Annotated in this window: 27 protein-coding genes; 8 read left to right on the forward strand and 19 right to left on the reverse strand. The window is 69.1% G+C overall.

What is annotated here, in order from left to right; genetic code table 11:
* Positions 1 to 59 precede the first annotated feature (59 nt).
* The 6 genes from NGR01S_RS02680 to NGR01S_RS02705 are packed head-to-tail and all read right to left on the reverse strand — an operon-like array spanning position 60 to position 6764.
* Positions 60 to 2762: a fumarate reductase/succinate dehydrogenase flavoprotein subunit gene (locus NGR01S_RS02680; protein ID WP_063034569.1), complete on the reverse strand. Its 2703-nt coding sequence runs from the start codon at positions 2760 to 2762 to the stop codon at positions 60 to 62.
* Positions 2759 to 3526 carry an ABC transporter ATP-binding protein gene (locus NGR01S_RS02685; RefSeq protein WP_063034570.1) on the reverse strand — a complete coding sequence of 256 codons (768 nt, stop codon included), beginning with the start codon at positions 3524 to 3526 and terminating at the stop codon, positions 2759 to 2761. The genes NGR01S_RS02680 and NGR01S_RS02685 overlap by 4 nt, the downstream gene beginning before the upstream one ends.
* Positions 3523 to 4374 (reverse strand): ABC transporter permease, encoded by an 852-nt coding sequence (locus NGR01S_RS02690; protein WP_063034571.1) that lies wholly within the window; start codon positions 4372 to 4374, stop codon positions 3523 to 3525. Before NGR01S_RS02690 ends, NGR01S_RS02685 begins: the two co-directional genes overlap by 4 nt.
* Positions 4371 to 5747: an ABC transporter substrate-binding protein gene (locus tag NGR01S_RS02695; RefSeq protein ID WP_063034572.1), complete on the reverse strand. Its 1377-nt coding sequence runs from the start codon at positions 5745 to 5747 to the stop codon at positions 4371 to 4373. The genes NGR01S_RS02690 and NGR01S_RS02695 overlap by 4 nt, the downstream gene beginning before the upstream one ends.
* Positions 5748 to 5753: 6 nt before the next feature.
* Positions 5754 to 5981 (reverse strand): 4Fe-4S dicluster domain-containing protein, encoded by a 228-nt coding sequence (locus NGR01S_RS02700; RefSeq protein ID WP_033246130.1) that lies wholly within the window; start codon positions 5979 to 5981, stop codon positions 5754 to 5756.
* A complete protein-coding gene (locus tag NGR01S_RS02705; RefSeq protein WP_063034573.1) occupies positions 5982 to 6764 on the reverse strand; it encodes a GntR family transcriptional regulator in 783 nt (260 codons plus the stop codon).
* Positions 6765 to 7130: 366 nt separating this feature from the next.
* On the opposite strand from NGR01S_RS02705, the gene NGR01S_RS02710 reads away from it, so the two are divergent.
* The gene (locus NGR01S_RS02710) at positions 7131 to 7997 is read left to right on the forward strand and encodes an LLM class F420-dependent oxidoreductase (protein ID WP_063034574.1); all 867 of its coding nucleotides are present in this window, start codon (positions 7131 to 7133) and stop codon (positions 7995 to 7997) included.
* Between the two features lie 21 nt (positions 7998 to 8018).
* Here NGR01S_RS02710 and NGR01S_RS02715 read toward each other — a convergent pair whose 3' ends face one another.
* The 6 genes from NGR01S_RS02715 to NGR01S_RS30750 all read right to left on the reverse strand — a co-directional run bounded on the left by NGR01S_RS02715 (position 8019) and on the right by NGR01S_RS30750 (position 12604).
* Positions 8019 to 9080, reverse strand: coding sequence for a glucosidase family protein (locus NGR01S_RS02715; protein WP_063034575.1), 1062 nt, complete (start codon positions 9078 to 9080; stop codon positions 8019 to 8021).
* A complete protein-coding gene (locus NGR01S_RS02720; protein WP_063034576.1) occupies positions 9067 to 9798 on the reverse strand; it encodes a class I SAM-dependent methyltransferase in 732 nt (243 codons plus the stop codon). The genes NGR01S_RS02715 and NGR01S_RS02720 overlap by 14 nt, the downstream gene beginning before the upstream one ends.
* Positions 9792 to 11054, reverse strand: coding sequence for a glycosyltransferase family 4 protein (locus NGR01S_RS02725; protein WP_063034577.1), 1263 nt, complete (start codon positions 11052 to 11054; stop codon positions 9792 to 9794). Before NGR01S_RS02725 ends, NGR01S_RS02720 begins: the two co-directional genes overlap by 7 nt.
* The gene (locus NGR01S_RS02730) at positions 11045 to 11929 is read right to left on the reverse strand and encodes an LLM class F420-dependent oxidoreductase (RefSeq protein ID WP_063034578.1); all 885 of its coding nucleotides are present in this window, start codon (positions 11927 to 11929) and stop codon (positions 11045 to 11047) included. Before NGR01S_RS02730 ends, NGR01S_RS02725 begins: the two co-directional genes overlap by 10 nt.
* Before the next feature lie 70 nt (positions 11930 to 11999).
* The gene (locus tag NGR01S_RS02735; protein WP_063034579.1) at positions 12000 to 12401 is read right to left on the reverse strand and encodes a carboxymuconolactone decarboxylase family protein; all 402 of its coding nucleotides are present in this window, start codon (positions 12399 to 12401) and stop codon (positions 12000 to 12002) included.
* Positions 12398 to 12604, reverse strand: a complete 207-nt coding sequence (locus NGR01S_RS30750) for a hypothetical protein (RefSeq protein WP_157107085.1) — start codon at positions 12602 to 12604, stop codon at positions 12398 to 12400. The genes NGR01S_RS02735 and NGR01S_RS30750 overlap by 4 nt, the downstream gene beginning before the upstream one ends.
* A gap of 176 nt (positions 12605 to 12780) precedes the next feature.
* Between NGR01S_RS30750 and NGR01S_RS02740 the strand changes: the two genes are divergently transcribed.
* The 4 genes from NGR01S_RS02740 to NGR01S_RS02755 all read left to right on the forward strand — a co-directional run bounded on the left by NGR01S_RS02740 (position 12781) and on the right by NGR01S_RS02755 (position 16587).
* The gene (locus tag NGR01S_RS02740; protein ID WP_030519976.1) at positions 12781 to 12981 is read left to right on the forward strand and encodes a ferredoxin; all 201 of its coding nucleotides are present in this window, start codon (positions 12781 to 12783) and stop codon (positions 12979 to 12981) included.
* 155 nt (positions 12982 to 13136) lie between these two features.
* Entirely contained in the window at positions 13137 to 13688 is a 552-nt protein-coding gene (locus tag NGR01S_RS02745; protein WP_063034580.1) for a nuclear transport factor 2-like protein, read from the forward strand.
* 5 nt (positions 13689 to 13693) lie between these two features.
* Entirely contained in the window at positions 13694 to 14944 is a 1251-nt protein-coding gene (locus NGR01S_RS02750; RefSeq protein WP_063034926.1) for a hypothetical protein, read from the forward strand.
* A gap of 41 nt (positions 14945 to 14985) precedes the next feature.
* Positions 14986 to 16587: an acyl-CoA synthetase gene (locus tag NGR01S_RS02755; RefSeq protein WP_063034581.1), complete on the forward strand. Its 1602-nt coding sequence runs from the start codon at positions 14986 to 14988 to the stop codon at positions 16585 to 16587.
* Positions 16588 to 16687: 100 nt separating this feature from the next.
* On the opposite strand, the gene NGR01S_RS02760 is transcribed toward NGR01S_RS02755, so the two are convergent.
* Positions 16688 to 17374 carry an ABC transporter ATP-binding protein gene (locus NGR01S_RS02760; protein WP_063034582.1) on the reverse strand — a complete coding sequence of 229 codons (687 nt, stop codon included), beginning with the start codon at positions 17372 to 17374 and terminating at the stop codon, positions 16688 to 16690.
* Complete coding sequence (locus NGR01S_RS02765; RefSeq protein WP_218020703.1) at positions 17371 to 18408, reverse strand: ABC transporter permease; 1038 nt, start codon at positions 18406 to 18408, stop codon at positions 17371 to 17373. The genes NGR01S_RS02760 and NGR01S_RS02765 overlap by 4 nt, the downstream gene beginning before the upstream one ends.
* Positions 18409 to 18621: 213 nt before the next feature.
* On the opposite strand from NGR01S_RS02765, the gene NGR01S_RS02770 reads away from it, so the two are divergent.
* Both NGR01S_RS02770 and NGR01S_RS02775 read left to right on the forward strand, forming a co-directional pair.
* Positions 18622 to 19824 (forward strand): sensor histidine kinase, encoded by a 1203-nt coding sequence (locus NGR01S_RS02770; RefSeq protein ID WP_063034584.1) that lies wholly within the window; start codon positions 18622 to 18624, stop codon positions 19822 to 19824.
* A complete protein-coding gene (locus NGR01S_RS02775; protein ID WP_063034585.1) occupies positions 19821 to 20456 on the forward strand; it encodes a response regulator in 636 nt (211 codons plus the stop codon). Before NGR01S_RS02770 ends, NGR01S_RS02775 begins: the two co-directional genes overlap by 4 nt.
* Positions 20457 to 20468: 12 nt before the next feature.
* Here the strand turns inward: NGR01S_RS02775 and NGR01S_RS02780 are convergent, their stop codons facing one another.
* Positions 20469 to 21134: a class I SAM-dependent methyltransferase gene (locus NGR01S_RS02780; protein ID WP_157107086.1), complete on the reverse strand. Its 666-nt coding sequence runs from the start codon at positions 21132 to 21134 to the stop codon at positions 20469 to 20471.
* A gap of 184 nt (positions 21135 to 21318) precedes the next feature.
* Between NGR01S_RS02780 and NGR01S_RS02785 the strand changes: the two genes are divergently transcribed.
* Positions 21319 to 21897 (forward strand): TetR/AcrR family transcriptional regulator, encoded by a 579-nt coding sequence (locus NGR01S_RS02785; RefSeq protein WP_063034586.1) that lies wholly within the window; start codon positions 21319 to 21321, stop codon positions 21895 to 21897.
* Positions 21898 to 21931: 34 nt separating this feature from the next.
* On the opposite strand, the gene NGR01S_RS02790 is transcribed toward NGR01S_RS02785, so the two are convergent.
* The 4 genes from NGR01S_RS02790 to NGR01S_RS02805 all read right to left on the reverse strand — a co-directional run bounded on the left by NGR01S_RS02790 (position 21932) and on the right by NGR01S_RS02805 (position 25448).
* Complete coding sequence (locus NGR01S_RS02790) at positions 21932 to 22495, reverse strand: TetR/AcrR family transcriptional regulator (protein WP_063034587.1); 564 nt, start codon at positions 22493 to 22495, stop codon at positions 21932 to 21934.
* 164 nt (positions 22496 to 22659) lie between these two features.
* Positions 22660 to 23901 carry a cysteine--1-D-myo-inosityl 2-amino-2-deoxy-alpha-D-glucopyranoside ligase gene (gene mshC / locus NGR01S_RS02795; protein ID WP_063034588.1) on the reverse strand — a complete coding sequence of 414 codons (1242 nt, stop codon included), beginning with the start codon at positions 23899 to 23901 and terminating at the stop codon, positions 22660 to 22662.
* Between the two features lie 159 nt (positions 23902 to 24060).
* A complete protein-coding gene (locus NGR01S_RS02800) occupies positions 24061 to 24867 on the reverse strand; it encodes an SCO1664 family protein (protein ID WP_063034589.1) in 807 nt (268 codons plus the stop codon).
* On the reverse strand, positions 24864 to 25448 hold the full coding sequence (locus tag NGR01S_RS02805) for a DUF3090 domain-containing protein (protein WP_063034928.1): 585 nt from the start codon (positions 25446 to 25448) through the stop codon (positions 24864 to 24866). The genes NGR01S_RS02800 and NGR01S_RS02805 overlap by 4 nt, the downstream gene beginning before the upstream one ends.
* Between the last annotated feature and the right edge of the window lie 74 nt (positions 25449 to 25522).

A 25522-nucleotide genomic window follows, 5' to 3' on the forward strand; every position in this document is an offset into this window, starting at 1 on the left:
GCCGCGGCTGAACCCGGCCGGCCCGCGCCGAGTCGAGAGAGTGCGCGGGCCGGCCGGGTTCAGTCCGTCACGGCGCGGCGGGCGTAGGCACGGACATCGGCGTCCGGGTCGTCGACGGCCTGCCGAAGCAGGTCCCGGGCCGGTTCGTGGTTTGGCCAGGAGGCCAGCGCGAGGACCGCGGCCTTGCGCACATCCAGATGCGGATCGGTGAGCGCACCGGCCAGTTCGGTGACGGCCGCGCCGGGTTCGGCACCGGCCAGACCTTTGGCCGCGCCCACCCGCACCTGCCAGGCGGTGTCCCGCAGCGCCGCGGCACACGACCCGATATCGGATTCGGCGGCACCGATATCGGCGAAAGCGGCCAGCGCCGCCGCCCGGACCAGCGGGTCACGATCGGTCACCAGCCCACGGACGGTGTCCGCGCCGCCGGTGCCGATGGTGGCCAGGCCTTGCGCGGCCGCGATCCGCACCTCACGGTTGCTGTCGGCGGCCGCGGCCGCCAAGGCGTCGCACTCGTCGAGCGAGACCAGCGCCCGCACCGCGGCGATCCGCACCCGGTGGTCGGGGTCGGCCAATGCTGCCCGGTAGTCGGCGGCCGCACCGGCGCGTGCCGCGCGCAGCAGGTCGAGAACCACCGCCCGTACGACCGGATCCGGCGAAGTCAGCCGTTCGGCGAGACCCTCGACGGACGGCAACACCTCTACCAGTTCGCGCAGCGCCGCCGTGGCGGCGGCCCGCACCGGCGCCGCGCCATCGTCGAGGGCACTGACCAGCAGTGCCGCGAAACCGTCCGGGATGTTCTCGGTGAGTGCCGCGATCGCGGCGACCCGGACCCGTTCGTCGGTATCGGACAGGTAGGCCGACAGTTGCCCGGCCGTGGGCGCGTCCAGGGCCAGCAATGCGAGCAACCGGGGTGAGGCGACCGGGGCCGGCTCCGGGACCGCGGCCCGGGGTGCGGGGGCCGCGACGCTCGGGGCGCGGCGGTGACCGACGAGTTCGGGCTGTTCTACGGGTACCGGCTCCCCCTGGGATGGCAGGTCGTCCAGCCCGGGCACGGGCACCAGATACGGGGCGACCGGCCGTTTGAGGAACTCCATGCCGCCGTCGGCGGCCTTGCGCAGGTTCAGGTGGTAACGCCAGGTGTCGTCGTCGCGTGCCGGGAGGTCGGCGCGCTCGTGGTAGAGACCCCACCGGGATTCGGTACGGGTCAGCGAACTGCGCGCGGCCATTTCCGCGCAGTCACGGATGAAGGACACCTCGGCGGCACGCATGAGTTCGTGCGGGGTGCGAGCGCCCATCTCGGCGAGATCGCCGCGCATCCGTTCGAAGGTCTCCACCGCCAGCGACAGTTTCGCCGCGGTTTTCGGCGGCGCCACATAGTCGTTGACGAACCGGCGCAGCTTGTATTCGACCTGTGGTTGCGGTGGGCCGTCGGGGTGCCGCAGCGGCCGGTACACCAGTTCGTGCGCGGCGGTGATCTGGTCGGCGGGCAGTTCGGCGGGTGCCGCGGTCTCGGCCAGGGTGGCGGCGGCATGCGCGCCGGCGAGTTCGCCGAATACGAACGCCCCGATCATGTAGTTGTGTGGCACGCAGGCCAGGTCACCGGCCGCGTACAGGCCGGGCACCGTGGTGCGGGCGTTCTCGTCCACCCAGACCCCGGAGGCGGAATGCCCGCCGCACAAACCGATCTCGGAGATGTGCATCTCGATATCGTGGGTGCGGTAGTCGTGGCCACGGTTGGTGTGGAAGGTGCCGCGGGTGGGGCGTTCGGTGGTGTGCAGGATGTCTTCGAGCGCGGTCAGCGTCTCGTTTGGCAGATGGGACACCTTCAGGTAAATGGGTCCGCGCGCGGAGTCGATCTCCCGTTTGACCTCGGCGATCATCTGCCCCGACCAGTAGTCGGAATCGACGAACCGCTCCCCCTGCGCATTGACCTGATACCCACCGAACGGGTTGGCGACATAGGCGCAGGCGGGACCGTTGTAGTCCTTGATCAGCGGATTGATCTGAAAGCATTCGATCCCGCTGAGCTCGGCGCCCGCGTGGTAGGCCATCGAATAGCCGTCGCCGGCATTGGTGGGATTCTCGTACGTGCCGTACAGGTAGCCCGACGCCGGCAGGCCCAGCCGGCCGCACGGGCCCGTCGCGAGGATCACCGCTTTCGCGCCGACCGTGACGAACTCGCCGGTGCGGGTGTTCAGTGCCGCCGCCCCGACCGCCCGGCCACTGTCGGTGAGCACCCGCACCGGCATCAGCCGGTTCTCGATCCGGATCTTCTCCCGCATCTTCCGTTGCCGCAGCACCCGGTAGAGGGCCTTCTTCACATCCTTGCCCTCGGGCATGGGTAGCACGTACGAGCCCGAGCGGTGCACCCGGCGGACCGCGTACTCCCCGTATTCGTCCTTCTCGAATTTGACGCCGTACTTCTCCAGCCGCTGCACCATGGCGAAACCGCGGGTCGCGGTCTGGTACACGGTGCGCTGGTCGACGATGCCGTCGTTGGCGCGGGTGATCTCGGCGACGTAGTCCTCCGGTTCGGCCTTCCCCGGGATAACGGCATTGTTGACGCCGTCCATACCCATGGCCAGCGCACCGGAATGCCGGACATGCGCTTTTTCCAGCAGTAGCACGTTCGCGCCCTGTTCGGCGGCGGTCAGCGCGGCCATGGTGCCGGCCGTACCGCCGCCGATCACCAGCACATCGCAGTCCAGGCGCACGGTGTCGGCGAGATCCGGAGCCGCGAACAGAGTGGGTGCGGTCACGAGAGGGCCTCCACGAGTTGGTCGCGTTGCGGCTGCCGATCGGCGGCCGCACGTGGATTCGGAACATCGATCAGGGCGCGCAGCGGTTTCCCGGCACGACCCAGCACAGCGATCCGGTCACCGAGCAGCAGCGCCTCGTCCACATCGTGGGTCACGAAGACGATCGTCGCGGGGTGGGTGCGCCAGGTCTCGATGAGCAGCCGTTGCATGGTGGCGCGGGTCTGGGTGTCCAGCGCGCCGAACGGTTCGTCCATCATCACCGCGCGCGGGGCACCGGCGAGACCGCGGGCGAGTTGCACGCGTTGCCGCATACCCCCGGACAGGCTCTTGGGCAGGAACTCGGCGAACCCGGTGAGGCCGACCTCCTCGATCCAGCGGTCGGCCGCGGCACGGCGCCCGGCCTTGGGTTCGCCCCGCAGCCGCAGTGCCAGTTCGATATTGGCGCGGACACTGCGCCATGGCAGCAAGGCATTGTCCTGGAACACCACCGCGCGGTCCCGGGAGGTGGTGGTGACGGGTTCGCCGTCGGCGAGAACGCGACCGGAATCCGGGGGCAGCAGCCCGGCCAAGGCGCGCAGGACCGTGGACTTGCCGCAACCCGAGGGGCCGGTCAGCACCAGGATTTCGCCGGGCCGCACATCCAGCGACAGCCGGTCTATCACCGGGTCGCCGGTGTAGGACAGCGAGGTCTCGTCGAGCCGCAGGCTCATGCCCGGTGCGTCGGTGCCGGACGTGGGGGTTTCGGTGGTGAGGGTGATGGTCATCGGGTGTTCTCCTCTCCCCGCGGCAGCCAGCGGGTGACCCGGCGGCCGAGTAGTTCGATCGCGGCGGAGGTACCGAATCCGAGGACGCCGATGGTGACGATCCCGACGAAGACACCCGGATAGTCGACAATGGTGTAGGCCTGCCACGTGCGGTAGCCGACACCGAGGCGGCCGGAGATCATCTCCGCGGATACCAGGCAGATCCAGGCGACCCCGATCCCGACCGACAGTCCACCGAAGATCCCCGGCAGCGCACCGGGGAACACCACCCGCAGCAGCACATCCCACCGGGTGCCGCCGAGCGTGCGCACCGAGTCCTCCCACAGGGTCGGCAGCGCGCGGACCGCGTGACGGGTACTGACCATGATCGGGAAATAGGCGGCCAGGCCGGTGATGAACACGATGCCGGCTTCGTCGTCGGGGAACAGCAGGATGGCGATCGGGACCACCGCGATGGCCGGGACAGGCCGGGCCAGCTCGGTGAGCGGGCCCAGGATTCCGGCGAACAGGCGGGACCGGCCCAGGGCGATACCGCTGGCCACGCCGAGCACGGTGGCAATACCAAACCCGGTGAGGATGCGGATCAGGGATTGCGCCAGGTCCAGGTAGTAGACATCGGTGCCGAGTTGGCGACCGAACGCGGTGAGCACCTCGGTCACCGAGGGCAGGGTGTCGAACCGCAGCCACAGCCGGATATCGGCGGTGGTCAGGACCTGCCAGAGCAGGATCGCGGCCAGTACGGAACCGAGCCGCAGCAGCCGGCCCGGCCACACCGTGCGCCCGGGCCGGCGCGACGGGACGGCCGGCGCGGCGGCCGGGGCGGGAGCGAGGGTCGTGGCCGCGGTCATGACCGGACCTCGGCGACGGCCTGGTCGTAGGTCACCGGGACGGCGGTGGGATGGGCGTGGCGGTGGCGAAGCGCGGCCGCCTCGGTGGTGAACGGCAGAAAGGTGTTCCCGTCGCGCAGCCAGACCGCCTTGTCCGCGAACCAGCGGGTACCGAGTTCGGTGTCGACGATATAGGCGGCGCGCACCGTCGAACCCGCGGCGCGAGCGGCCGCGACGGCACGCAACAGCTCGGTGGGATCACCGGCGGGACGAGTGGTGTCCTGGCCGTCGAGCCACAGTTCGGTACCGGAACCGGCGGTGTGGTTGGCGGTATCGGCGAGCGCCTTCTCGTAGTCCTGGCCGCGGGCGGCGAAGGCCGCGCGCAGGCGCTGGTCGGCGACGAACCCGTCGATATCGAGGTCGGCGAAATCGCCGATCGACTTCAGGTACCGCACATCGTCTTTGACGGCCGAGACCAGGCTCGGCTTCAGGGTGGTGTCGAACGAGGTGCCGCCCGGGCCGTTGTAGAGATACACGACCTCCTGCGGCAGATCCGACTCCTCGGCCACGATCCGGGCCGCCTCCAGCGGCTGCTGCCACAGGAATTCCGTGGCGTCGAGCTGGGCCTGCAGGAAGGCGTCCACCACCTCGGGATGTTCGGCGGTGTAGTGCTCACGGGCGACCACGCCGTGGAAAGTCGGCACATTCAGTTCGGCACCGTCGTAGAGCAGTCTCGCTTTGTCCTGGAACACCAGCAGTCCCGGCCACGCCACGAACTGGGATAGGGCGGCGACCTGGCCCGATTCCAGCGCCGAGGCACCCACCTGCGGCTGCTGGTTCAGCACCTCCACACCGGCGACCGGATCGACGCCGGCGCGGGTGAGGGCCTGCACCAGGGTGCCGTGCCCCGCGGACCCGACACTGGCAGACACCTTCTTCCCGGCCAGCTCGCCGACTCCGGTGAGCGGCGAGTCCGGCGGTACGACCACCATGTTCAGCGCACCCTTGGGGTTGTAGCCGGTAACGGACAGGAATTCGGTGCGGGACCGGTCCCCGGCCTGGGTGCGGGATCCGTTGATCAGCAGCGGATAGTCGCCCATGGAGCCGATATCGATCTTCTCGGCCACCATCTGGGCGGTGATCGGGGCGCCGGTGTCGTAGTCCTGCCAGTCGACCTTGTAGGCGGGGCCGCCGTTCTCGGTGATCTGCCGCAGCCGCTGTTCCAGATATCCCTGGGCGCGCAGCAGCGTGCCCGCGGTGACGGTGTTGATGGTCTTCGACTGGTAGCCGACGACGACGGTGACGGTATCGCCGGTGGCGGCTTCTTCCAGCGAGCACCCGGTGAGGGCCAGCGCCGCGGCGGCCAGGACCGCCAGGCGTTTCAGAGTGGGCATGAAGGTCTACCTCAGGAGATACGGCATGTTGACAGTGACGGCACCGGTGGGACAGCGGGCGGCGCAGGGCCCGCAGTACCAGCATTCGTCGACGTGCATGAAGGCCTTCCCGTTGTCCGGGTTGATGGCCAGGGAGTCGAGCGGGCAGATCTCGACACACAACGTGCACCCTTCGATACACAGCGATTCGTCGATGGTCACGGGGATATCGGTGCGCTGGTTCGCCAATGCCATCTAGAGGACCTTCCATTCGGGGATGCCGCGGGAGAGGCTGCCGCGCAGCGTGATCCGGTCGCCGCGCATCCGGACGTATTCCAGGTCGACGGGGGTTCCGTCGTCGAGCCGGGTGAGACGTTCGAGCATGAGCAGCGGCGCTCCGTCGGGGACGTCGAGGGTGGCGGCGGTGTGCCGGTCGGCGGGTATCGCCTCCACGGTGAGGTCCGCCGAGCCCAGGGACCGGCCGCTGAGCTGTTCGAGCAGCACGAAGACATCGGTGTGCGCGAGGTCGTGGTCGAGGACGCGCACACCGATCTCGGGCGCGAGGTAGGTGAGATCCAGGCTCAGCGGCTGCTCGCCGAGATACCGCAGCCGCTCCAGGTAGACGACCTGCTCGCCGGGGGCCACGCCGAGCCGCCGGGCCACCGCCGGCGGCGCAGTGATGAGTTGCCCGGCCCGCACCTCGTTACGGACGGTGCCGCGGCCCTCCAGGGTTTCCTGCAGGCCCAGCAGCGCGTCCAATCCGTGGTCGTATTTGCGGGCGGTCACCCGGGTGCCCACGCGGGGCGCGCGGTCGATCAGACCTTCATCGCGCAGCAGCCCCAGGGCGTCGCGAATGGTGTTGCGGGAGGTGTCGTGTTCGGCGGCCAGCCGCTGTTCGCTGGGCAGGGCATCGCCCAGAGTGCCGGCGTAGATCTGGTGGCGCAGGATATCGGCAATGCGCCGGGCCTGGTCGGCCCGGAGCCGGCGGACACCGGCCGTACCGCCTGCCCGCTCGGTGTTCGTATCGCTGACCTGCATGAACGCTGACGATAGCGCCGTTTTGGGGCCATACCGGCCCGCCGTCCGGCGGCCGCTGGACGGGCCGGCGCAATTCGCCGGGCATCGACGGGCGCGACCTGCGCGGATCCGGGCCGATCCCGCCAATACGCCACCCGCGCGCGGGCCACGGGGGTTGAGATCAGGGCGATTCGAATGATCGACCGCGCGCCCGGGAACCGTAGCGGCAGAGTGCCCGGGTGACGCGACGGAACCTGTGCCGCGACGCCGCGGTATCGGGCCGGATACATCCTCCCGACCCGCCCGCCACGGCTTGACCTGGAGCGCTCTCCAGGTCGTAGCGTGTGTGCGACGGATAATCCACCACGGCAAGGGGAGACGAATCCGATGGAACTCGGGTTGCACATTCCGATATTCGAGGTAGACGGCGGTACCGCCGCCATCGCCGGTGAACTGGCACTCGTCGGCGCGGCAGCGGAGGCGGCCGGAGCGACCTGGCTGTCGTTCATGGATCATTTCTTCCAGATCGAACCGACCGGGCTACCCGCCGAGGCGAACATGCTGGAGGGCTACACCAGCCTCGGGTACATGGCCGCGCACACCTCCACGCTCGAACTCGGCCTGCTGGTGACCGGCGTGACTTACCGGCACCCCGGTCTGCTCGCCAAGATCGTCACCACCCTCGATGTGCTCTCCGGCGGCCGCGCCGCGCTCGGCATCGGAGCCGCCTGGTTCGACCGCGAACACCACGGACTCGGGGTGCCGTATCCGCCGCTCCGGGAACGATTCGACCGGTTGGAGGAAACGCTGCGGATCTGCGCGCAGATGTGGGATCCGCAGAACAACGGGCCGTTCGAGGGCAAGCACTATCAGCTCGCGGAAACCCTGTGTTCGCCGCAGCCACTGCACCGGCCCACGGTGCTGATCGGCGGCGGCGGGGAGAAGCGCACACTGCGGCTGGTGGCCCGCTACGGCGACGCCTGCAATCTGTTCGCCTCGAGCACCGAGGACGTAGCACACAAACTCGATGTGCTGCGCCGACACTGCGACGATCTGGGCACCGATTACGACCGGATCCGCAAAACTGTCCTGGCAGGCAGCCCGGACCCCACTGCCCACGACGATTTCGTCCGTCAGATGGCGGGGTACGCCGCACTCGGCGTGCACACCGCGATCGTCATGCCGCCCGGCGGCTCCCCGGCCGGCTGGGTGGACACACTCGCCCCCGTGGTGCCCAAGCTCGCCGAACTCTGAGCGGCTGCGCCGTCCCGCGCGTCAGCCGGTGACGCGCACGGGCACCGCCCGCCCCGGGACGGCGTCGGCGGCGAGATCGCGGAAGATCCCGTTGCCGGCGCTGGTCCGGGACAGGGCGTCCGCGGCCAGGATCACCGCGGCACCTGTCCAGGTGGTGCGTTCCACCGGCCAGCGTTTCCCGTCCGCGTACACCAGCCCGGTCCAGTAGGAGCCGTCGGTTTCCCGCAGATGCTGGATGCTGGCCAGCAGGGCCAGCGCGCGGTCCCGGTCGCCCAGCGCGTCGAGGGACAGCACGAGTTCACAGGTTTCGGCGCCGGTGACCCAGGGCCGGTCGCTGACACAGCGGATCCCGATATTGCCGACCACGAAGGTGTTCCAGCGTTCGGCGATACGGTCGTGGCCGGCGCGTCCGCGCAGCGCCCCGCCCAGGACCGGGTAGTACCAGTCCATGGAATAGCGGTCCTTGCGGGTGAATGTCTCCGGGTGATCGCGCAGCGCGGTGCCGAGCCGGTCGCGGGCGGTCTCCCACTCCGGGTGGGGGTCGCCGAGCCGGCGCGCGAGGGCCAGGGCGGCACCGATGCTGTGATACATACTGGCCGAACCGGTCACCAGCGCCTCGGGCAGGACCTTGTCGCCGTCGCGTAGCCAATAGATCTCACCGTGCTCGCCCTGGCTCGCGACGACCAGATCGATCGCGGCGGCCACCACCGGCCACAGATCGGCCGCGAACCCGGTATCACCGGTGACCGCGAGATGGTGCCAGACACCGGTGGCGAGATAGGCGCAGAAATTCACATCGGTGGCCGGATCCTCGATCTCACCGGCGCGGAACTGCCGGGGCCACGACCCGTCGGGTCGCTGGGTGCGCGCCGACCAGGTGTAGGCGGCGACGGCCTCGTCGCGCAGGCCCGCGACGGTGAGCGCCATCGCCGATTCGATGTGATCCCAGGGGTCGGTGTGCCCGCCCGGGAACCACGGGATCGCGCCGTCGGGTTCCTGCGCGGCGGCGATGGACTGCGCGGTCTGCAGGATCTGGCGGCGGGTGAGAACCGAAGGGACCGAGGGGAGTTCACCCGCCGGCACGGGTCACCGCCGGCTTGCTGAAGTACAACGCCACGCTCTTGCCCACCAGCGGGTCGAGCAGGCGTTCCGCCGTCCGGGTCAGCACCGGTTGTTTCATCATGTCCCACACCAGCATCCGATGGTAGGCACGTACCAGCGGATGTTCGGTCTTGTGGACGCCCACCGCGCATTTGATCCACCAGTACGGCGAGTGCAGGGCGTGCACATGGGTGCGGTGGGTGTGCCGCAGGCCGCGCGCGGTGATCTTGTCCCGCAGTTCGTCCGCCTTGTAGATGCGGATATGCCCGCCCTCGTTCGCGTGGTACTCGTCCGACAGCGCCCAGCAGACCCGCTCGGGCAGCCACCGTGGCACGGTCACCACCAGCTGCCCGCCCGGGCGCAGTACGCGCACGAGTTCGGCGATGGCGGCGTCGTCGGCGGGCACATGCTCCAGGATCTCCGAGGCGATCACGACGTCGAATTCCCCGGCGCCGTAGGGCAGGTCGAGCGCGTCACCGTGGACGGCTTCGGCTTTCGCTCCGGCGGGCGCTTCCCCGACCTGGGCCATGGCCTCGAACATGGTGGCGACCCCGGCGAGTTCGGGAGCGTCCTGGTCGAAGGCGACCACATCGGCGCCGCGACGGTAGGCCTCGAACGAATGTCGGCCGGCGCCGCAGCCCACATCGATGACCCGGGTGCCCGGGCCGATCCCGGCGCGGTCGAAGTCGACGGTCAGCACGAGGTGCCTCCTGTGATGAATTCCGGCGATCCGGTGTGCCGGGAGATGGCCCGCTCGTACACCTGCACGGTCTGTGCGGCCACCGACTCCCAGCTGAACACCGAGACGGCGCGGTCCCGGGCGGCGGCCCGCATCCGCTGCCGGGTCTGCGGGGAATCCAGCAGCTGCCCGATCACCCGGGCCAGTTCGGCGGAATCGCCGGGTTCGGTGAGCTCGGCGCAGACGCCCGGCTCGCCGACGACCTCCGGCAGCGCACCGGTGCGGCTGACCACCAGCGGGGTTCCCGACGCCATGGCCTCCACCGCGGGCAGCGAGAATCCCTCGTAGAGGGACGGGATGCAGGCGATCTCCGCCGACGCCAGCACCTCGGCGAGTTCGGTATCGGTGAGCCCGGCGCGGACCGTGACGATATCGGAGAGGCCCAGTTCCGCGATCTGCTTCTCGGTCGGCCCGTTGGGCTCCAGTTTCGCCACCAGCTGCAGTTCCACCGGGTGGGTGATCCGCAACCGGGTCAGCGCCTGCAGCAGATGTGTGATGCCCTTGAGGGGTTTGTCGGCGCTGGCGACAGCGACGATGCGGCCGGGCACCCGGGGACCGCGCGGCGCGAACAGTTCGGTGTCCACACCCAGCGGCACGACATTGAGCTGCCCGGGATCGACACCGAAATCGTCGGCGATATCGGTGGCCGACGACGAGGAGACGGTGAGCAGATCGGGGATCCGCCGGGCGATGCGCTCCTGCATACCCAGGAAGCCGTACCAGCGGCGCACCAGGGGTTTGCGCCGCCAGGCGGCGGCCGCCAGGTCCACCTCCCGGTCCTTGGTGATGGGGTGGTGCACGGTGGCGACCAGCGGCAGCCGTTTCGCGATATCGAGCAGCCCGCTACCCAGGCACTGGTTGTCGTGCACGACGTCGAAATCGTGGACCCGTCCGCGCAGCAGCCGGGCGGCGCGCATGCTGAAAGTGCGCGGTTCCGGGAAACCGGCGGTCCACATGGTGGCCAGTTCCAGCAGATCGATCCGGTCCCGGATCTCGCGGGGATGCGGCGTGCGGAAGGGGTCGTCGTCGCGATAGAGGTCCAGGCTGGGCACCTCGGTGAGGGTTACGCGCGGGTCCAGGTCGGCGGGATAGGGCTGACCGGAGAAGACCTCCACGTCGTGGCCGAGTTCGGCCAGTCCGGCGCTGAGGCGGCGCACGTAGACCCCCTGCCCACCGCAATGAGGCTTGCTGCGGTAGGACAACAGGGCTATCCGCACTGGCTGTCCTCGCCCGTCTCGGTGATCGAATTCATGCTCCGCAGTGTGCCAGCCAGCCGTTCGAGATAGGCACGCACCTCCGGTTCGCCCTTGTCCGGCAAGCCGTACAGCACATCGGTGACACCGTCGGCGGCCCAGGACGCCAGCCGTTCGGCGTCGGGTTTGAAATCCAGGGCCACCACCCGCGGCGCGCCCGCGCGGCCGGCGTCTGCCCACGCCTTCTTCAGCGTCGCCAGGCTGCCGGAGATATCGTTCTCCCCCGGGGTGGTGATCCAGCCGTCGGCGTGTCTCGCGATCCAGGCGCAGGTCCGTTCGGTTCCGGCCGCGCCGACCAGGACGGGAACGGTGCGGTCGACCGGCTTGGGCCAGGCCCAGCTGGGCCCGAACTTCACGAAGTCGCCGTCGTAGGCGGCCTCGTCCTCGCGCCACAGCGCCCGCATGGCCTCCAGGTACTCCCGCAGCGCCGTGCGCCGCTTGTTGCCGGGTATGCCATGATCGGCCAGCTCATCGGTGTTCCAGCCGAAGCCCGCGCCCAGGGTGACCCGGCCGCCGGAGAGGTGGTCGAGCGAGGCGATGGTCTTGGCGAGAGTGATCGGATCGTGTTCGACCGGCAGCGCGACCGCGGTGGCCAGTTCGATCCGTTCGGTGACCGCGGCGGCGGTGGCGAGCGCGACCCACGGGTCGAGGGTGCGCATATAGCGGTCGTCGGGCAGCGACGCGTCGCCGGTCTGGGGGTGCGCGGCTTCGCGTTTCACCGGGATATGGGTGTGTTCGGGGACGTAGAACGAGGAAAATCCGTGGTCCTCGGCGGCCCGGGCCGCGGCGGCAGGGGCTATCCCGCGGTCACTGGTGAACAGGACGATGCCGAAACGCATACTCGTGTGCCTTGTCTGTGGTGGGGCCGGCGGGCCGTGGCGCGTCCCGGCGGGTGGAGGATCGTGGTCGTCAGCGGCCGGTCTCGGCGGCTTTTTTCGCTTTCTTGGCGTGCTGGTCGAGCTGGGCGCCGATCACATGGTCCAGTGAGGTGCCGGCCGGCCAGCCCACGTAGTGGCAGAGGAACAGCGCGATCTCGCGCAGCTGGGTTTCGTCGAGTTCCTCGTTCTGCAGGGCGGCGCCGATCTGGATCCCGGCGACATCGAACAGGCCCTGGGCGGTGAGCGCCCCGAGCAGCAGCAGTCTGCGGTCGCGCAGGGTGAGGCCAGGACGCGACCAGATATCGGCGAACAGGTGGTCGGCGGTGACGGCGAAATGGTCGCCGGGGCCGTCCTTGAATTCCCATCCGTAGACCTCCGCCATCTTGGCCAGCCCGCGTTCACGCACGGTGGGCTCGGGGGTCGGGTCGCTCATGGCTGCTCCTTCTCCGCCGGATCCGTTCCGCCGGGAGTGTCTGGACAGGTGTACGGAATATAATTGGGACGCTCACCGGCACGCAAGAACACGTTCTCGTTCGAGCCGCGGGAAGCAGTCAGGAAAGCATGTCCGGCGATATCGGCGAACCACCTCGATCCCGGCGCCGATTCTGGGAAAATTGCTGAATCGTTGTCGGGCACACCTGCCGATGGTAGCGTCCAGACACATGTCCAGCTATGTGTCTTCCCTACGGGTCGCCGGCCCGTCACCCGGGAGGAACTCGTTCTCGGACCGGGCAGGTTCCGACCCGGGAGCGCCGCGCCCCGCCGCCCCCGGGAAACCGCCCCGCACACTCCACGCCGAGGGAGCACACATTATGAAAATCGTGGCCGATCTGGACCTGTGCCAGGGACACGCCGTCTGCGCTGCCGAAGCGCCGGACGTCTTCTCCGTACCCAAACGCGGCCAGGTGGAGATCCTCGACCCGAACCCCGGCCCGGAACTGAAAGCCGACGTCGACAATGCCGTCCGCTACTGCCCCACCCAGGCCCTGCTGCTCGTCGCCGACACCGACTGAGCGGATCAGGGCCGCACGCACGCGGGCGCGACATCGTCGCCCACGCCTCGGCTTCCGGGCCGGCACGTCGACCGATCACCTGCCTCGCCCGTGCGCGACGACCACCGCTACCGACTGGATCCAGACCACGAATCCTTTTCGAAAGGGACACATCCATGACAGGTTTCGACCGCGCCGAACTCGACGAGATGGTGCGCCGCTGGGTGGCGGAGAACGAACGATGTGAGAAGCTCGGCGACTGGAAGCCGCTCGCCGATATGTACACCGCCGACGCCACCTACGGCTGGAACTACGGCCCCAAGGACGAATTCATGGCCGTCGGCCGCGAGGAGATCCGCGATCTCGCCCTCGGCCAGGAAATGGAGGGCCTCGAGGGCTGGCAGTATCCCTACCAGCAGTTCGTCATCGATGAACGCAGCGGCGACGTGATCGGCTTCTGGAAGCAGGTCTACGACACCACGCCCCGCGCCGACGGCAGCAAGTACACGGTGAACGGCATCGGCGGCAGCTGGTTCCGCTACGGCGGCGACTACCAGTGGTCGTGGCAGCGCGACTTCTTCGACTACGGCAATGTCTCGGCACTGTTCCTGGAGATGATGACCGATAAGGCGATGTCGGACGGGATGAACGCGCGGATCGCCAAGGCCACCTCCGGCCGGCTGCCGGGGTGGTACCGGATCGGCACCTCGCCGGCCTCCCTCTGGTGACCCCGATGCCCCTACCCACCAGCAGGTTTCACGAGCTGACCCGAGAGCAGCTGGCCGTCCTGGTGCCCGAACTGCTGCTGTGCGGGCAGCTGATCGACCGGTCCGGCATGGCGCACTGTATCTCCGCGTTCGGCCGGGAGGGGATGGCCGAGGTCGCGATCGAGGAATGGCAGCTGTCCAGCCCGATCTATACCCGGCGGATGCAGCGGGCCCTCGGTTACACCGGCGACGACGTGGTCACCATCTTCAAGGGATTACAGCTCGATATCGGGGCGCCACCACAGTTCATGGACTTCCGGTTCCGCGTCGACGACGCCCGTCACGGCGAGTTCTGGCTCGACCACTGCGGCGCCCTCGCCGACGTCGAACCGATGGGCCCCGACTATGTGACGGCCATGTGCCACGCCATCGAGGACCCCACCTTCGACGCCACGGCCCTGGCCACCAACAAGTACGCCCGGGTGCGGCCCATCCACCGCCCGCCCCGGGTCCCCGCCGACCGGCACCCCATGTGCGCGTGGACGGTGGTCATCGATGAATCGCACACCCCACCGGAGGTGCCGCGCAATGCGCCACTGGTGGCGGAATCGGTGGCCGCGCGGTTACCGCTGGCCGATATCGACCCGGGCGACGAGGGCCGCGCCGACTACAGCGGACCGCTGCTCAGCGATCTGCGGTTCGCCGACTTCTCCCATTCGGCCCTGGTCCGGATCGCCGAGGAGGTGTGCCTGCAGCAGCATCTGCTGGTGCTCGGCTTCATGATCGCGGTGCACGAACGCACCGATGACGACGCCGCGCTGGAGATCGGGCGCAAACAGTTCACCGGGATCGCGGGAGTGACCTCGGAACGGATCCGCGCCGGTCTCGGACTGGGCACCGATCTGGACGCACTCGCCCAGGTGCTATGCGCGCACCCGGCGCTGAATCCGCGGCACTACACCGATGTCGAAGTCGAGCCCGGCATCGGTGTCCTGCGGATCCGGTTCCCCGGCAGCAGCGGCGCGCTCACCGACCGCGGCTGGCTGTCGATGATCGAGCCCGACCGGCTCGGCCCGCTGGACGCCCTGGTCCGCGGAGTCGACCCGCATCTGCGGAGCCGGGTCGTCGACGAGGGACCCGACGGCTGGACCGCCGAGATCTCGCGCGCCGACGAACCGTTCGCCGAAGCACCGGAGGTGGCCATCACCCGCTTCAGCACGGGCGTCGACTTCCGATTCACCGACCGCGGTATCGCACTGCCCCTCACCGTTGTCTGACCCGACCCGGCACCCAGTGCCCGGCCCATCGCAGGACTGATATGGCCAATAATTTCGCCGACCTGTTCGAACACTCGGTCGACGCCGTACCCGACCGGACCGCGCTGATCGAGGAGGGTTGGCGCGTGACCTACCGCGAACTGGAAGAACGCGCCAACCGGCTCGCCCACCACCTCACGGCCCAAGGGGTCACCCGCGGCACGCACGTCGGGTTCCAGATGCACAACAGCATCGATACGATGCAGACGCTGATCGCCTGCTTCAAACTGGCCGCCGTACCGGTGAACATCAATTTCCGGTACGGCCCCGAAGAACTCGCCCACCTCTACGACAACGCCGACCTCGAATATCTCGTGTACCACGCCTGTTACGGGGCGGCGGTACGTGCCGCGGCACAGCGGTCACCGCGACTGAAATACCTGCTGTGCGCGGCCGACGACCGCACTCCGGCCGATCCCGATGTGGACTGTCTGGCCGAGGTCACCGCGGCCGCACCCACCACCCGGCCGGAAGTACCGCGCACAGCCGACGATCTGTTCGTCATGTACACCGGCGGCACCACTGGGATGCCCAAGGGTGTGCTGTGGCGACAGGAGGACATGTGGCGGGTCCTGGGCGGCGGAATCGACTTCTACAGCAACGAACCCGTCACCGACGAATACCAGCAGTCCCGCACCGGCGCCGCGGGTGAACCCTCCACCTGGCTGATCCTGCCGCCACTCATGCATCTGGCGGCCATGATGCCGACCTTCATCGCGCTGTGGTCCGGTAACTGCGTGGTCTTCGTTCCCCGGTTCGATCCCGCACACATCTGGCGCACGGTGGCCGCCGAACGTCCCGGCGTCATGGTCGTCACCGGTGACGCGATGGCCCGCCCGCTCATCGACGCCTACCGCGCCGACCCCGTCGACGCCACCGGACTGTTCATGATCGCCTCGGGCGCCGCCCTGCTCACCCAGCCGACCAAGAACGCGCTGCTGGACCTCATCCCGAACCTGTTCGTCTCCGATTCCATCGGCTCCTCCGAAACCGGCTTCGGTGGTATCGGTTTCGCACAACGCGACGAGGACCCGGCCCGGAAGCCGCGGGTGTCGATCGGGCGCGGCGCGGTGGTCGTCGACGACGACGGGCACCCGGTGGAACCGGGCGACGAGGGCTGGCTGGCGAAGACCGGCGCGGTCCCGCTCGGCTACTACAAGGACCCGGAGCGCACCGAGAAACTGTTCAAGGTAGTGGACGGGCAGCGGATCGTGGTCACCGACGACCGGGCCCGGCTGGAGGACGACGGCACCATCAGCCTCATCGGCCGCGGCAATATGGTGATCAACACCGGCGGCGAGAAGGTGTTCGCCGAAGAGGTCGAGGGCGTGGTGAAAGCGCACCCCGCTATCTACGACGCCACCGTGATCGGGGTGCCGCACGACCGCTGGGGCCAGCAGGTCGCCGTGGTCGTCAGCCTCACCGGGGGCGCGCTGGACGCCGAGGGGCTGCGCGCCCATGTCCGCGGCCACCTCGCCGGGTACAAGGTGCCCCGCGCGGTATGGATCACGGACACGCTCGTGCGGTCCCCCAGCGGTAAACCGGACTACACCTGGGCCAGGAAGTACGCCACGGAGCGCGAGCCCGACCATCGGGCGGACTGACACCCTGCGATACAGGCGCAGGCCGCGGGATATCCCGGCGCGTTCCGGGTGTCGATCGGGCGCGGCCGGCCCAACCCGCTGCATGCACTCCGGGGCACGGTCACGACCCTACGGCCGCCGGAGAGTGCAGTCGGCCGTCGCGTACCTCCACGACTCGATCGACCGCCGCGAGGTGGGTCGGGTCATGCGTGACCATGACGGTAGCGATCCCGCGACGGTGGGTGGAGCGAGCGATCAGATCGACGACGGCCGCGCCGCGCTCGCGGTCCAGCGCACTGGTGGGCTCGTCCACCAGGAGGACGGCGGGTTCGTTCATCAGCGCTCGGGCGATATTCACCCGCTGACGCTGTCCGCCGGAGAGCTGGTGCGGACGCCGTCCGGCCGCGTCGGCCAGACCGACCGAATCGAGTATCCGCAGGGCCCGGTCGTGCGCGCCCCGGGTGTTGCCGCCGGTGACGCGCGCCGCGACCGTCAACTGTTCGGCTGCGGTGAGCGCGGGCAGCAGATTGGGTTGCTGGAAGACGATCCCGATCCGCTGCCGACGGAGAGCGGCCAACGCTCGCCGGGACATGCCGGTGGTCTCGATACCGTCCACGGTCACCGTCCCCGAATCCGGAGTGATGAGAGTAGCCGCTACGGCCAGCAGGCTGGATTTGCCGGATCCGGAGGGACCCACCACGGCGGTGAGCGTGCCGGCGGAGACGTCCAGGTCCACGTTGTCCAATGCGGTTGTACGCACCGGCCCGTCGGGATAGGACAGGGTGACAGCGGTCAGATTCAGGGTCATCGCACGGACTCCAGAGCGGTCAATGGGTCGACAGAGGTGATGCGTCGAATGGACAGGGCAGAGCCGAGCAGGCCCAGCACGATCAGCGACGCGGCCGACACCGCGGCGTCCGCGGGCGTCAGCAGGAACGGCACGGACGCGCCGCGTACGGCGGCACCCAGCCCGATCGCCAAGCCGGTACCGAGCAGCGTGCCGCCCGCCAGCAGGACGGTCGCCTGGCCCAGGGCGTCCGCGAGCAACCGTGCGGTCGACGCGCCCAGCGCTTTCAGAACGGCGACGTCACGGCTGCGCTGAATAGTCCACACGGTGAAGAACGCGCCGACGACCAGCGCGGAAATGACGAACAGGAGCCCGCGCATCAGCTGTAGCGAACTGTTCTCGGAGGTGTAGGACCCGATCGCGGCCAGCGAATCGCGCGTCGAGACAGTCGTCGTCCCGGCCGCCTCGTCGACGGCCCGCACGTCCACCCCCGCGTCCGTATTCAGCGCGATAACGGTCGCGATCGGTGCACCCTGGCCCTCGGCCGAGGGGACGGTACGGCGCCAGGCGTCCAGCCCGGTCCAGACAACGGGAGTGTGCGCGAACGAGGCGGCACCGCGCACCGCGGCGACCACCAGTGTCCGGCCGGCGAATGTCACGGTTTCGCCGGGCTCGACGCCGAGGTCGTCGGCCGCGGCGCCGGACAGTACCGCTGTCCCCGCACCGATCAGTTCACCGGCGGGAGCAAGGGCCGAACCGGGCCGGACCCCGAACACGCTGACGCCTGCGGTCCTGCTTCCCGCTTTCGCGGTGACGATGCCGATCCCCAGCGGTTCGGCGGTGTCGACGCCGGGGGTATCCGACCACCTCCGCCACTGGTCCTCGGTGATGAGGGATTCGGTGTACGACAGCTCGGCGCCGGTGCCGTCCGCGCCGAATACGATCTTGCTCGCGGGCAGACCGGTGATCGCGGAGATATTCTGCTGCGCCAAGCCGGCGGTCAGGCCGGACAGCACTCCGATCAACAGGCTGATCAGCACGATAACGATGCCCATGAGGGCGAATCTCCCGCGGGCGAACTTCAGGTCTCTCCAGGCGACGAACACGGCCGGCAGCCCTTTCGTGAGGGGGTGGTGTCTCCACCCTCGCCGCCCGGCACCACGCGCACATCTGCCCCGGGACGGAAAACGACCGGCCCGAAGGCACAGCGACGGTTCCTACTTTCGACAGAGGCGGCCCCGCACGCTGCTGCTTAGGCTGGGGGGACCGTGAACACCACCCACACTTTCACCCCCAGAGCCCTGGCCTGGCCACTGCACGTGCTGGTGCCGGCCCTGCTCGCACTCGCGGTAGGGCGGGCGGTCGCCGGCCACCACCCGCACGCCGGTGCGGTCGCGGCGACGGCCACGGCATGCGGGCTGGTGTACGCGAGCGGATCGATACTGCCCGCTGTGCGCAGCTCCGGGCGGGCGGCGGCGGTATGGCTGGCTGTCCTCGTCTGCGCCTGGCTTGCCTTGCTCGTGATATCCGCCGACGGTGTCTGGGTCGCCTTCCCGCTGTACTTCCTCCAGCTGCATCTGCTGCCACGACGCGCCGGAACCGCCGCCGTCGCGGTCACCGCCGTGGTAGCCGCACTCGGCTTCGCCGCCCACCAGGCCACGTTCAGCGCGCCGATGGCCATCGGCCCCGCACTCGGCGCGGCAGTGGCCGTCGCAGTGGTCCGTGGGTATCAGGCGCTCTACCGTGAAAGCGAACGGCGACGGCGGCTGATCGAGGAACTCACCGCCACCCGCGCCGAGCTCGCGGCCGCGGAACACGCTGCCGGGGTGCTGGCCGAGCGGGAGCGGCTGGCCCGCGAGATCCACGACACCCTGGCTCAGGGCCTGACAAGTATCCAGCTGCTCTTACGCGCCGCCGAGCGGGTACTGCCCGGGGCACCGGACAGCGCCCTGCGCTATGTCGGCCAAGCGCGCCAGACCGCGGTCGACGACCTCGCCGAAGCACGCCGGTTCGTGGCCGCCCTCACCCCACCCGCGCTGGAGGGAGCCTCCTTGGCCGATGCACTCGAACGCCTCTGCGCCGCCACCGGCGCCCGCCACGGGATCACCGCCCGCTTCCACCGCGACGGGAACCCGGTCCCGATGCCGACGTCGTACGAGGTCGCCTTGCTCCGAATCGCCCAGTCCGCGCTGTCGAACACGGTCCGCCACGCCGCCGCGGCGAGCGCCGATATCGTCCTGCGATATCTCGGGGACCGGGTCGTCCTCTCCATCGCCGACGACGGATGCGGGTTCGACCCCGCCGGCTCGACCGCGAACGGAGACGGTGGCTTCGGGCTCGCGTCGATGAACGATCGCGTCCGCGCGCTCGGCGGGGAGCTGACGGTCGAATCCGCGCGGGGAGAAGGCACCACACTGACTGCCCGGCTACCTCTCGGTCCGCCACACGCCGGAGTCGGGGCGTCCGCGTGACCGGGACCCGGATCCGGCTGTTGCTTGCCGATGATCACCCGGTGGTCCGGGCGGGGCTGCGCGCCGTGCTCGAGACCGAACCCGGCGTAACGGTGGTGGCCGAGGCCGCCACCGCCGAGGAGGCGGTCGGCCGCGCGGGCGCCGGCGACATCGATGTGGTGCTGATGGACCTACAGTTCGGTGCGGGCATGAACGGCACCGAGGCCACCGCCCGGATCACCGCACGGCCCGGAAGTCCGCGGGTACTCATCGTGACAACCTTCGATTCCGAAGCCCATATCCTGCCGGCGATCGAAGCGGGAGCCACCGGATACGTCCTCAAGGACGCCCGGCCCGAAGACCTGGCGGCCGCCGTACGGACCGCCGCCGCCGGACGCACCGCACTGGCCCCCGCTGTCGCCGACCGGCTGCTGAACCGGTTGCGCACGCCGGGAGCCGCACTGACCCGTCGTGAAACCGAGGTCCTCACCCTGGTCGCCGCGGGCCTGTCCAACCGAGCGATCGGCGCGGACCTTCACCTCACCGAGGGAACCGTCAAATCCCATCTGGCACGGATCTACACCAAGCTCGGTGTAGATTCCCGCACGGCCGCCGTCGCGGCGGCCACCGAAGCGGGCCTGATCCGGCGATGAAGGCCGCGGGCGTCAGGAGGGTGTGCCCGGGTGGACCCGCTCCAGCACACGGAGCGAATCGGTCACCGATATTTCCCGGAATTCACCGCTGTCGACCGCCCGCCGGTAAATACCGTAGGGCGCCTGGCCGCCGTCTGCCGGATCGGGAAAAACATCGTGGATGGCCAGTCCGCCTCCGGGGATCACCCATTTGGCCCAGCCGCGGTAGTCACGGTCGGCGGCCTCTTCGGTGTGGCCGCCGTCGATGAACAGGAAGTCGATCGGGGTCCGCCAGGTGGCGGCCACCCGCGCGGAGGTGCCGACTATCGCGATGACGGTATCGGACAGGCCCGCGGTGTCGATGGTGTGCCGGAACCGGGGCAGGGTGTCGAACCGGCCGGTGACCGGGTCGACCAGGGAGGTGTCGTGATACTCCCAGCCGGGCTGGTGTTCCTCGGAACCGTGATGGTGGTCGACAGTGAAGACGACCCCGTCCTGCGCGCGGGCGGCGGCGCCGAGCAGGATGGTCGATTTCCCGCAGTAGGTGCCGATCTCGGTGATCACCCCGCCGTGGCAGTACTTCACGGCCGCTGCGTGCAGCGCGCGGCCCTCCTCTTCCGGCATGAAACCGGTGGCCCGGCGGGCGTGGTCGAACAGTTGCTCGTCGGTCAGCTGCGGAGCGGGGGCCGACAGGGCCATCAGGCCTCCTTCGATACAGGTACACAGGGTCCGCGGAGGCCGGAGCATCGGCGAATATTTCGCATCATCGGAGGTCGGGACTCTCTTCCGGTTCGCGGGGTACGGCGGTGATCGACATTAGTTCACGGGCTGCAGGCTGCGCGGAAGTTGATCCGGCACTACACCGACACTACTATCTAGACACATGTCCGAAGGCGATTCCAGAATTCTCGAGGCCACTCGGCGGCGCTTGAGCGGCAAGCAGGCGGACACCGTGGACAGACTCACCAGAGCCGCGATGGAAGTGCTGTCCCGCGAAGGTTTCGCCGGACTCACCATCCGCATGGTCGCCACCGCCGCCGGTGTGGGCACCGCGACCGCCTACACGTATTTCTCCTCGAAGGAACATCTGGTCGCGGAGATCTTCTGGCGCCGGATCCGATCCTCGGAAAGTCCGGTCAGCCATGATGCCGACCCCACCGTGCGGGTTCTGGCCGAACTGCGCGGTATCGCCCTGCTGGTGGCCGACGAACAAGAACTGTCGGGGGCGGTGACGAGCGCGCTGCTGGGCCGCGATCCCGACGTCCAGCATCTGCGGACCCGGATCGGTATGGAAATCCGGGAGCGCATCACCCGGGCCCTGGCGCCCGAAGCCGATCCAGAAACAGTGGAATCGCTGGAACTGCTGTACGCGGGGGCTCTGGTGCGGGCGGGCATGGGTTACGAGTCCTACGCCGATATCGCCGACCGGTTGGAGAAGGCGGCAGTGCTCGTCCTGAAGTGATCTCGGGCGAGCCGGAAACCGGTACCGGGGTGCGCTAGCCGTTCACGGCCGGCCGGCGGACGTGGGAGTAGACCAGCCGCGCGTACTCACCGAGCAGTTCCTCCAGGCACACCTGCTGACCGGCGGCCACCATCTGCTGGTACCCGATCAACAGGGCCATCCCGAGTTCGGTATCGACCGCGGCGATCCGCTCGTCGCCCACCACACCCGTGATCGTCTTGCGCACGGTGCGGCGCCTGGATTCGTCGACCCGCTTGAGCGCCACACCCACCGCTTCGTCGTTTGCCGCCCAGGCCCGGATCGCTGCCTCCGCCCGATGGTGCAGGCCCAGCGTCAGATCCGACAGGGCCCGGATCGCCTCATCGGGCGTGGACGGGTCGAAATTCAAGGTGCGCAGGATCAGCACCTGCCGGTTCTCCCAATGGTCCAGCAGCGCACCCACATACGATTGCCAGCTCCCGAAATGGTGATAGAACGATCCGCTGGTCACCCCGAGCCGCCGGCACAGCACGCCGATGTTGAGGTGCCGGAAACCGAGCTCGGACAGAACCTCCAGGCCGGTGTCGAAATAGTTGTCCTTACTGACTATACGAGACATGCGGCGCCGATCTCTTCGGTGAACGGTTGGGGATTTCGAGGATCGAACAGTACCCCATGAGCGCCCCTGTCCGGCCGGGAGTGGTGAAACGTCGCCACCTACGCGGCCGGACCACCGTCGTCCGAAAGCTCGTGTGCCCGAAGCCGAGGACGCGCCGCGCCCGGTCAGCGCAGGCGGATGCCGAGCAGCGCGTCCACCGCCGCGACGATATCCGCGCCCGCGGCCGGATCGGCGCCACCGTATTCGAGCGCGTTGTACGCCCAGGCGTCCAGGGCCGCCAGCGCCGCCGGTGTGTCCAGATCGTCGGCGAGATGGGTGCGCAGCCGGGCGACGGTATCGGCGGCCGCCGGCGCGGCGGTCACCGCGACGGCCTGCCGCCAGCGCCGCAGCCGCGTATCGGCCTCGGTGAGCACGCTGTCGGTCCACATCCGGTCCGCGCGATAGTGACCGGCGAACAGGCCCAGCCTGATCGCCCCCGGATCCACGCCCTGAGCCCGTAGTTTCGACACCAGCACCAGATTGCCCTTGGACTTGGACATCTTCTCCCCGTCCAGCCCGATCATGCCGGTGTGCACGTAATGGCGGGCGAAGCGCCGGCCCGCGGCCAACGCCTCACCGTGGGCGGCGGAGTATTCGTGATGCGGGTAGATGAGATCGCTGCCACCGCCCTGGATATCGAACTCGGTACCCAGCCGGTTCACGGCGATCGCCGCGCATTCGATATGCCAGCCGGGCCGGCCCGGCCCGAACGGCGACGGCCACGATGGCTCCCCCGGACGTTCGGCCCGCCACAGCAGGGCGTCCAGCGGATCACGCTTACCCGGCCGGTCCGGGTCACCACCGCGCTCGGCGAACAAGCGCTCCATGGTGGCGCGGTCGTAGCCGGATTCGTACCCGAACTGCTCGGTGGCATCGGTACGGAAATAGACATCGGGGTACTGCTCGTCCTCGACGGTGTAGGCGGCACCGGAGGCCAGCAGTTTGCCGACCAGTTCGACGACCTCCTCCACCGATTCGATCGCACCCACGTAATCGCGCGGCGGCAGCACCCGCAGCGCCGCCATATCCTCGCGGAACAGTTCGATCTCGCCGGTGCCCAGGTCGCGCCAGTCCACCCCGTCCCGATTCGCCCGCTCGAACAGCGGATCGTCGACATCGGTGACGTTCTGTACGTAGTGCACCTCGCGGCCGGCGTCGCGCAGCACCCGGTTCACCAGATCGAAGGTCAGATAGGTGGCGGCGTGCCCGAGATGCGTGGCGTCGTAGGGGGTGATCCCGCACACGTACATCGTGGCCGTACTACCCGGGGTCACCGGGCGAATACAGGAATCGGCGGTGTCGTGCAACCGCAACGGTGGCCCTGTTCCGGGGACCGCGGGGATCGGGGTGTCGGACCAGGACTGCATACCTTCGAGAGTAGAGGTCGCGACACGCCACGCCCCGCCCACCCCGCCACGCGTGCCGCGACCATGATCACCGAAGGCCCGTGGACCTGCGCGAACGCGGCCGGCGGAAGAACGCAACCATTGGCTTCGGACAGAGCGAATCCGGTGCCGGTCACCCGGTCAGAAAGCGGGCCACGGGATGGGACGCGACGTCTCCGGGAAAGGCAGCACCGGTTCGTCGAGCAGGCGCTTCGCCCGGCGCAGCAGGGCATCGATCTCCGGGTCGGTGAGATGGTCCGCCAGACGGTCGGCGAGCTCGCCGGGCAGGGTTTCGGTGAACGCGGCGATATCGGCGAGCAGGTCCGCCGGTATCGGTTCCCCGGCCCACCCCCACAACACCGTGCGGAGTTTGTTCTCCTGGTGCAGGCAGATCCCGTGGTCCACGCCGTACACCTCGCCGTCGGCCGATTCCAGGGCATGCCCACCCTTGCGGTCGGCATTGTTCAACAGCACATCCAGCACCGCCATCCGCCGCAACCGCGGATGGTCGGCATGCACCAGCGACACCTCGTCCCCGGCGCCGTCGTAGGCGCGCAGCACCTCCCGGAAACCGTCCGGCACCCGCTCCGGCGGACACAGATCGATCAGATCCAGCCGGGCACTGTTCGGTTGCCGCGGTTCCCGGATGGTGATCCAGCGCTGGACCATCCCCGGCCCGTAGGGCCCGTCCCGCAGCACCGTTTCCGGAATCACCGTCCAGCCCAGCGCGCGGCAGATCAGATACGAGGCCACCTCGCGCCCGGCCAGGGTCCCGTCCGGGAAATCCCACAGCGGCTGCTCACCGCGGACGGGTTTGTACACCACGCGCAGATCGCCGTCGCCGGTGGTGAGATCGCAGACCAGGGTCACATTGCTGGCGACCCCCACCCGGCCCAGCACCGTCAGTTCACCCGCGCGCAGCGCGTCCACGGTGCCGGGCACGGTCATTCCTCCAGATCGTTCGCGCCGAACAGTTCACCGCGCTTGTACCCGTTGGTGCGCACACACATGTGCCCGCGCGCCGACAGCGGTTCCCCGCACAGCGGGCACGGCGGCCGCCCGGCCGCTATCACCCGGGTGGACCGGAGTGCGAATTCCCGGGCCTGATCGGGGGTGAGGAACACCCGGACCGCGTCCGGGCCCTCGTCGGTGTCGTCGAGGACCACCGATTCGTCGACCTCGGTCTCGGTGATCGCCAGCAGTTCGACGACCACCGCACCCGCGTCGGCGTCCCAGCCCAGCCCCATGGTGCCGACCCGGAACTCCGCGTCGATCGGCGTGACCAGCGGCGCGTTGTCGTTGACCTGCTCGGCCTGCGGCGGCACCTCGGCACCGAATCGCCGCGCCACCTCGTCGAGCAGCAGACCCATCCGGTCGGCGAGTACCTTCACCTGCTGCTTCTCCAGCAGCACACTCACCACCCGGGGTTCCTCCACCGCCTGCAGGTAGAACGCGCGATCGCCCGGCTCACCGACAGTTCCGGCGACGAAACGTTCGGGGGTGCGGAAAACATGGATTGCTCGTGACACATGCACCTCCTGATACGTGACCCTGTTCGGCTGCGGTACCCCGCTGCGCCGTATCCCGGCGCGGACGCCGATTC

It is taken from the genome of Nocardia grenadensis NBRC 108939, assembly GCF_001613445.1.
Lineage (GTDB): Bacteria > Actinomycetota > Actinomycetes > Mycobacteriales > Mycobacteriaceae > Nocardia > Nocardia grenadensis.

Bases quoted from the DNA above. Each gene is read 5' to 3' on its own strand.
- NGR01S_RS02685 (WP_063034570.1), bottom strand. From the start codon at position 3,526: ATGACCATCACCCTCACCACCGAAACCCCCACGTCCGGCACCGACGCA.
- NGR01S_RS02730 (WP_063034578.1), bottom strand. From the start codon at position 11,929: ATGCGTTTCGGCATCGTCCTGTTCACCAGTGACCGCGGGATAGCCCCT.
- NGR01S_RS02735 (WP_063034579.1), bottom strand. From the start codon at position 12,401: ATGAGCGACCCGACCCCCGAGCCCACCGTGCGTGAACGCGGGCTGGCC.
- NGR01S_RS02800 (WP_063034589.1), bottom strand. From the start codon at position 24,867: ATGACCGTGCCCGGCACCGTGGACGCGCTGCGCGCGGGTGAACTGACG.
- mshC (WP_063034588.1), bottom strand. From the start codon at position 23,901: ATGCAGTCCTGGTCCGACACCCCGATCCCCGCGGTCCCCGGAACAGGG.
- NGR01S_RS02710 (WP_063034574.1), top strand. From the start codon at position 7,131: ATGGAACTCGGGTTGCACATTCCGATATTCGAGGTAGACGGCGGTACC.
- NGR01S_RS02750 (WP_063034926.1), top strand. From the start codon at position 13,694: ATGCCCCTACCCACCAGCAGGTTTCACGAGCTGACCCGAGAGCAGCTG.
- NGR01S_RS02745 (WP_063034580.1), top strand. From the start codon at position 13,137: ATGACAGGTTTCGACCGCGCCGAACTCGACGAGATGGTGCGCCGCTGG.
- NGR01S_RS02755 (WP_063034581.1), top strand. From the start codon at position 14,986: ATGGCCAATAATTTCGCCGACCTGTTCGAACACTCGGTCGACGCCGTA.
- NGR01S_RS02690 (WP_063034571.1), bottom strand. From the start codon at position 4,374: ATGACCGCGGCCACGACCCTCGCTCCCGCCCCGGCCGCCGCGCCGGCC.
- NGR01S_RS02695 (WP_063034572.1), bottom strand. From the start codon at position 5,747: ATGCCCACTCTGAAACGCCTGGCGGTCCTGGCCGCCGCGGCGCTGGCC.
- NGR01S_RS02760 (WP_063034582.1), bottom strand. From the start codon at position 17,374: ATGACCCTGAATCTGACCGCTGTCACCCTGTCCTATCCCGACGGGCCG.
- NGR01S_RS02790 (WP_063034587.1), bottom strand. From the start codon at position 22,495: ATGTCTCGTATAGTCAGTAAGGACAACTATTTCGACACCGGCCTGGAG.
- NGR01S_RS02700 (WP_033246130.1), bottom strand. From the start codon at position 5,981: ATGGCATTGGCGAACCAGCGCACCGATATCCCCGTGACCATCGACGAA.
- NGR01S_RS02740 (WP_030519976.1), top strand. From the start codon at position 12,781: ATGAAAATCGTGGCCGATCTGGACCTGTGCCAGGGACACGCCGTCTGC.
- NGR01S_RS02780 (WP_157107086.1), bottom strand. From the start codon at position 21,134: ATGGCCCTGTCGGCCCCCGCTCCGCAGCTGACCGACGAGCAACTGTTC.
- NGR01S_RS02785 (WP_063034586.1), top strand. From the start codon at position 21,319: ATGTCCGAAGGCGATTCCAGAATTCTCGAGGCCACTCGGCGGCGCTTG.
- NGR01S_RS02705 (WP_063034573.1), bottom strand. From the start codon at position 6,764: ATGCAGGTCAGCGATACGAACACCGAGCGGGCAGGCGGTACGGCCGGT.
- NGR01S_RS02765 (WP_218020703.1), bottom strand. From the start codon at position 18,408: ATGGGCATCGTTATCGTGCTGATCAGCCTGTTGATCGGAGTGCTGTCC.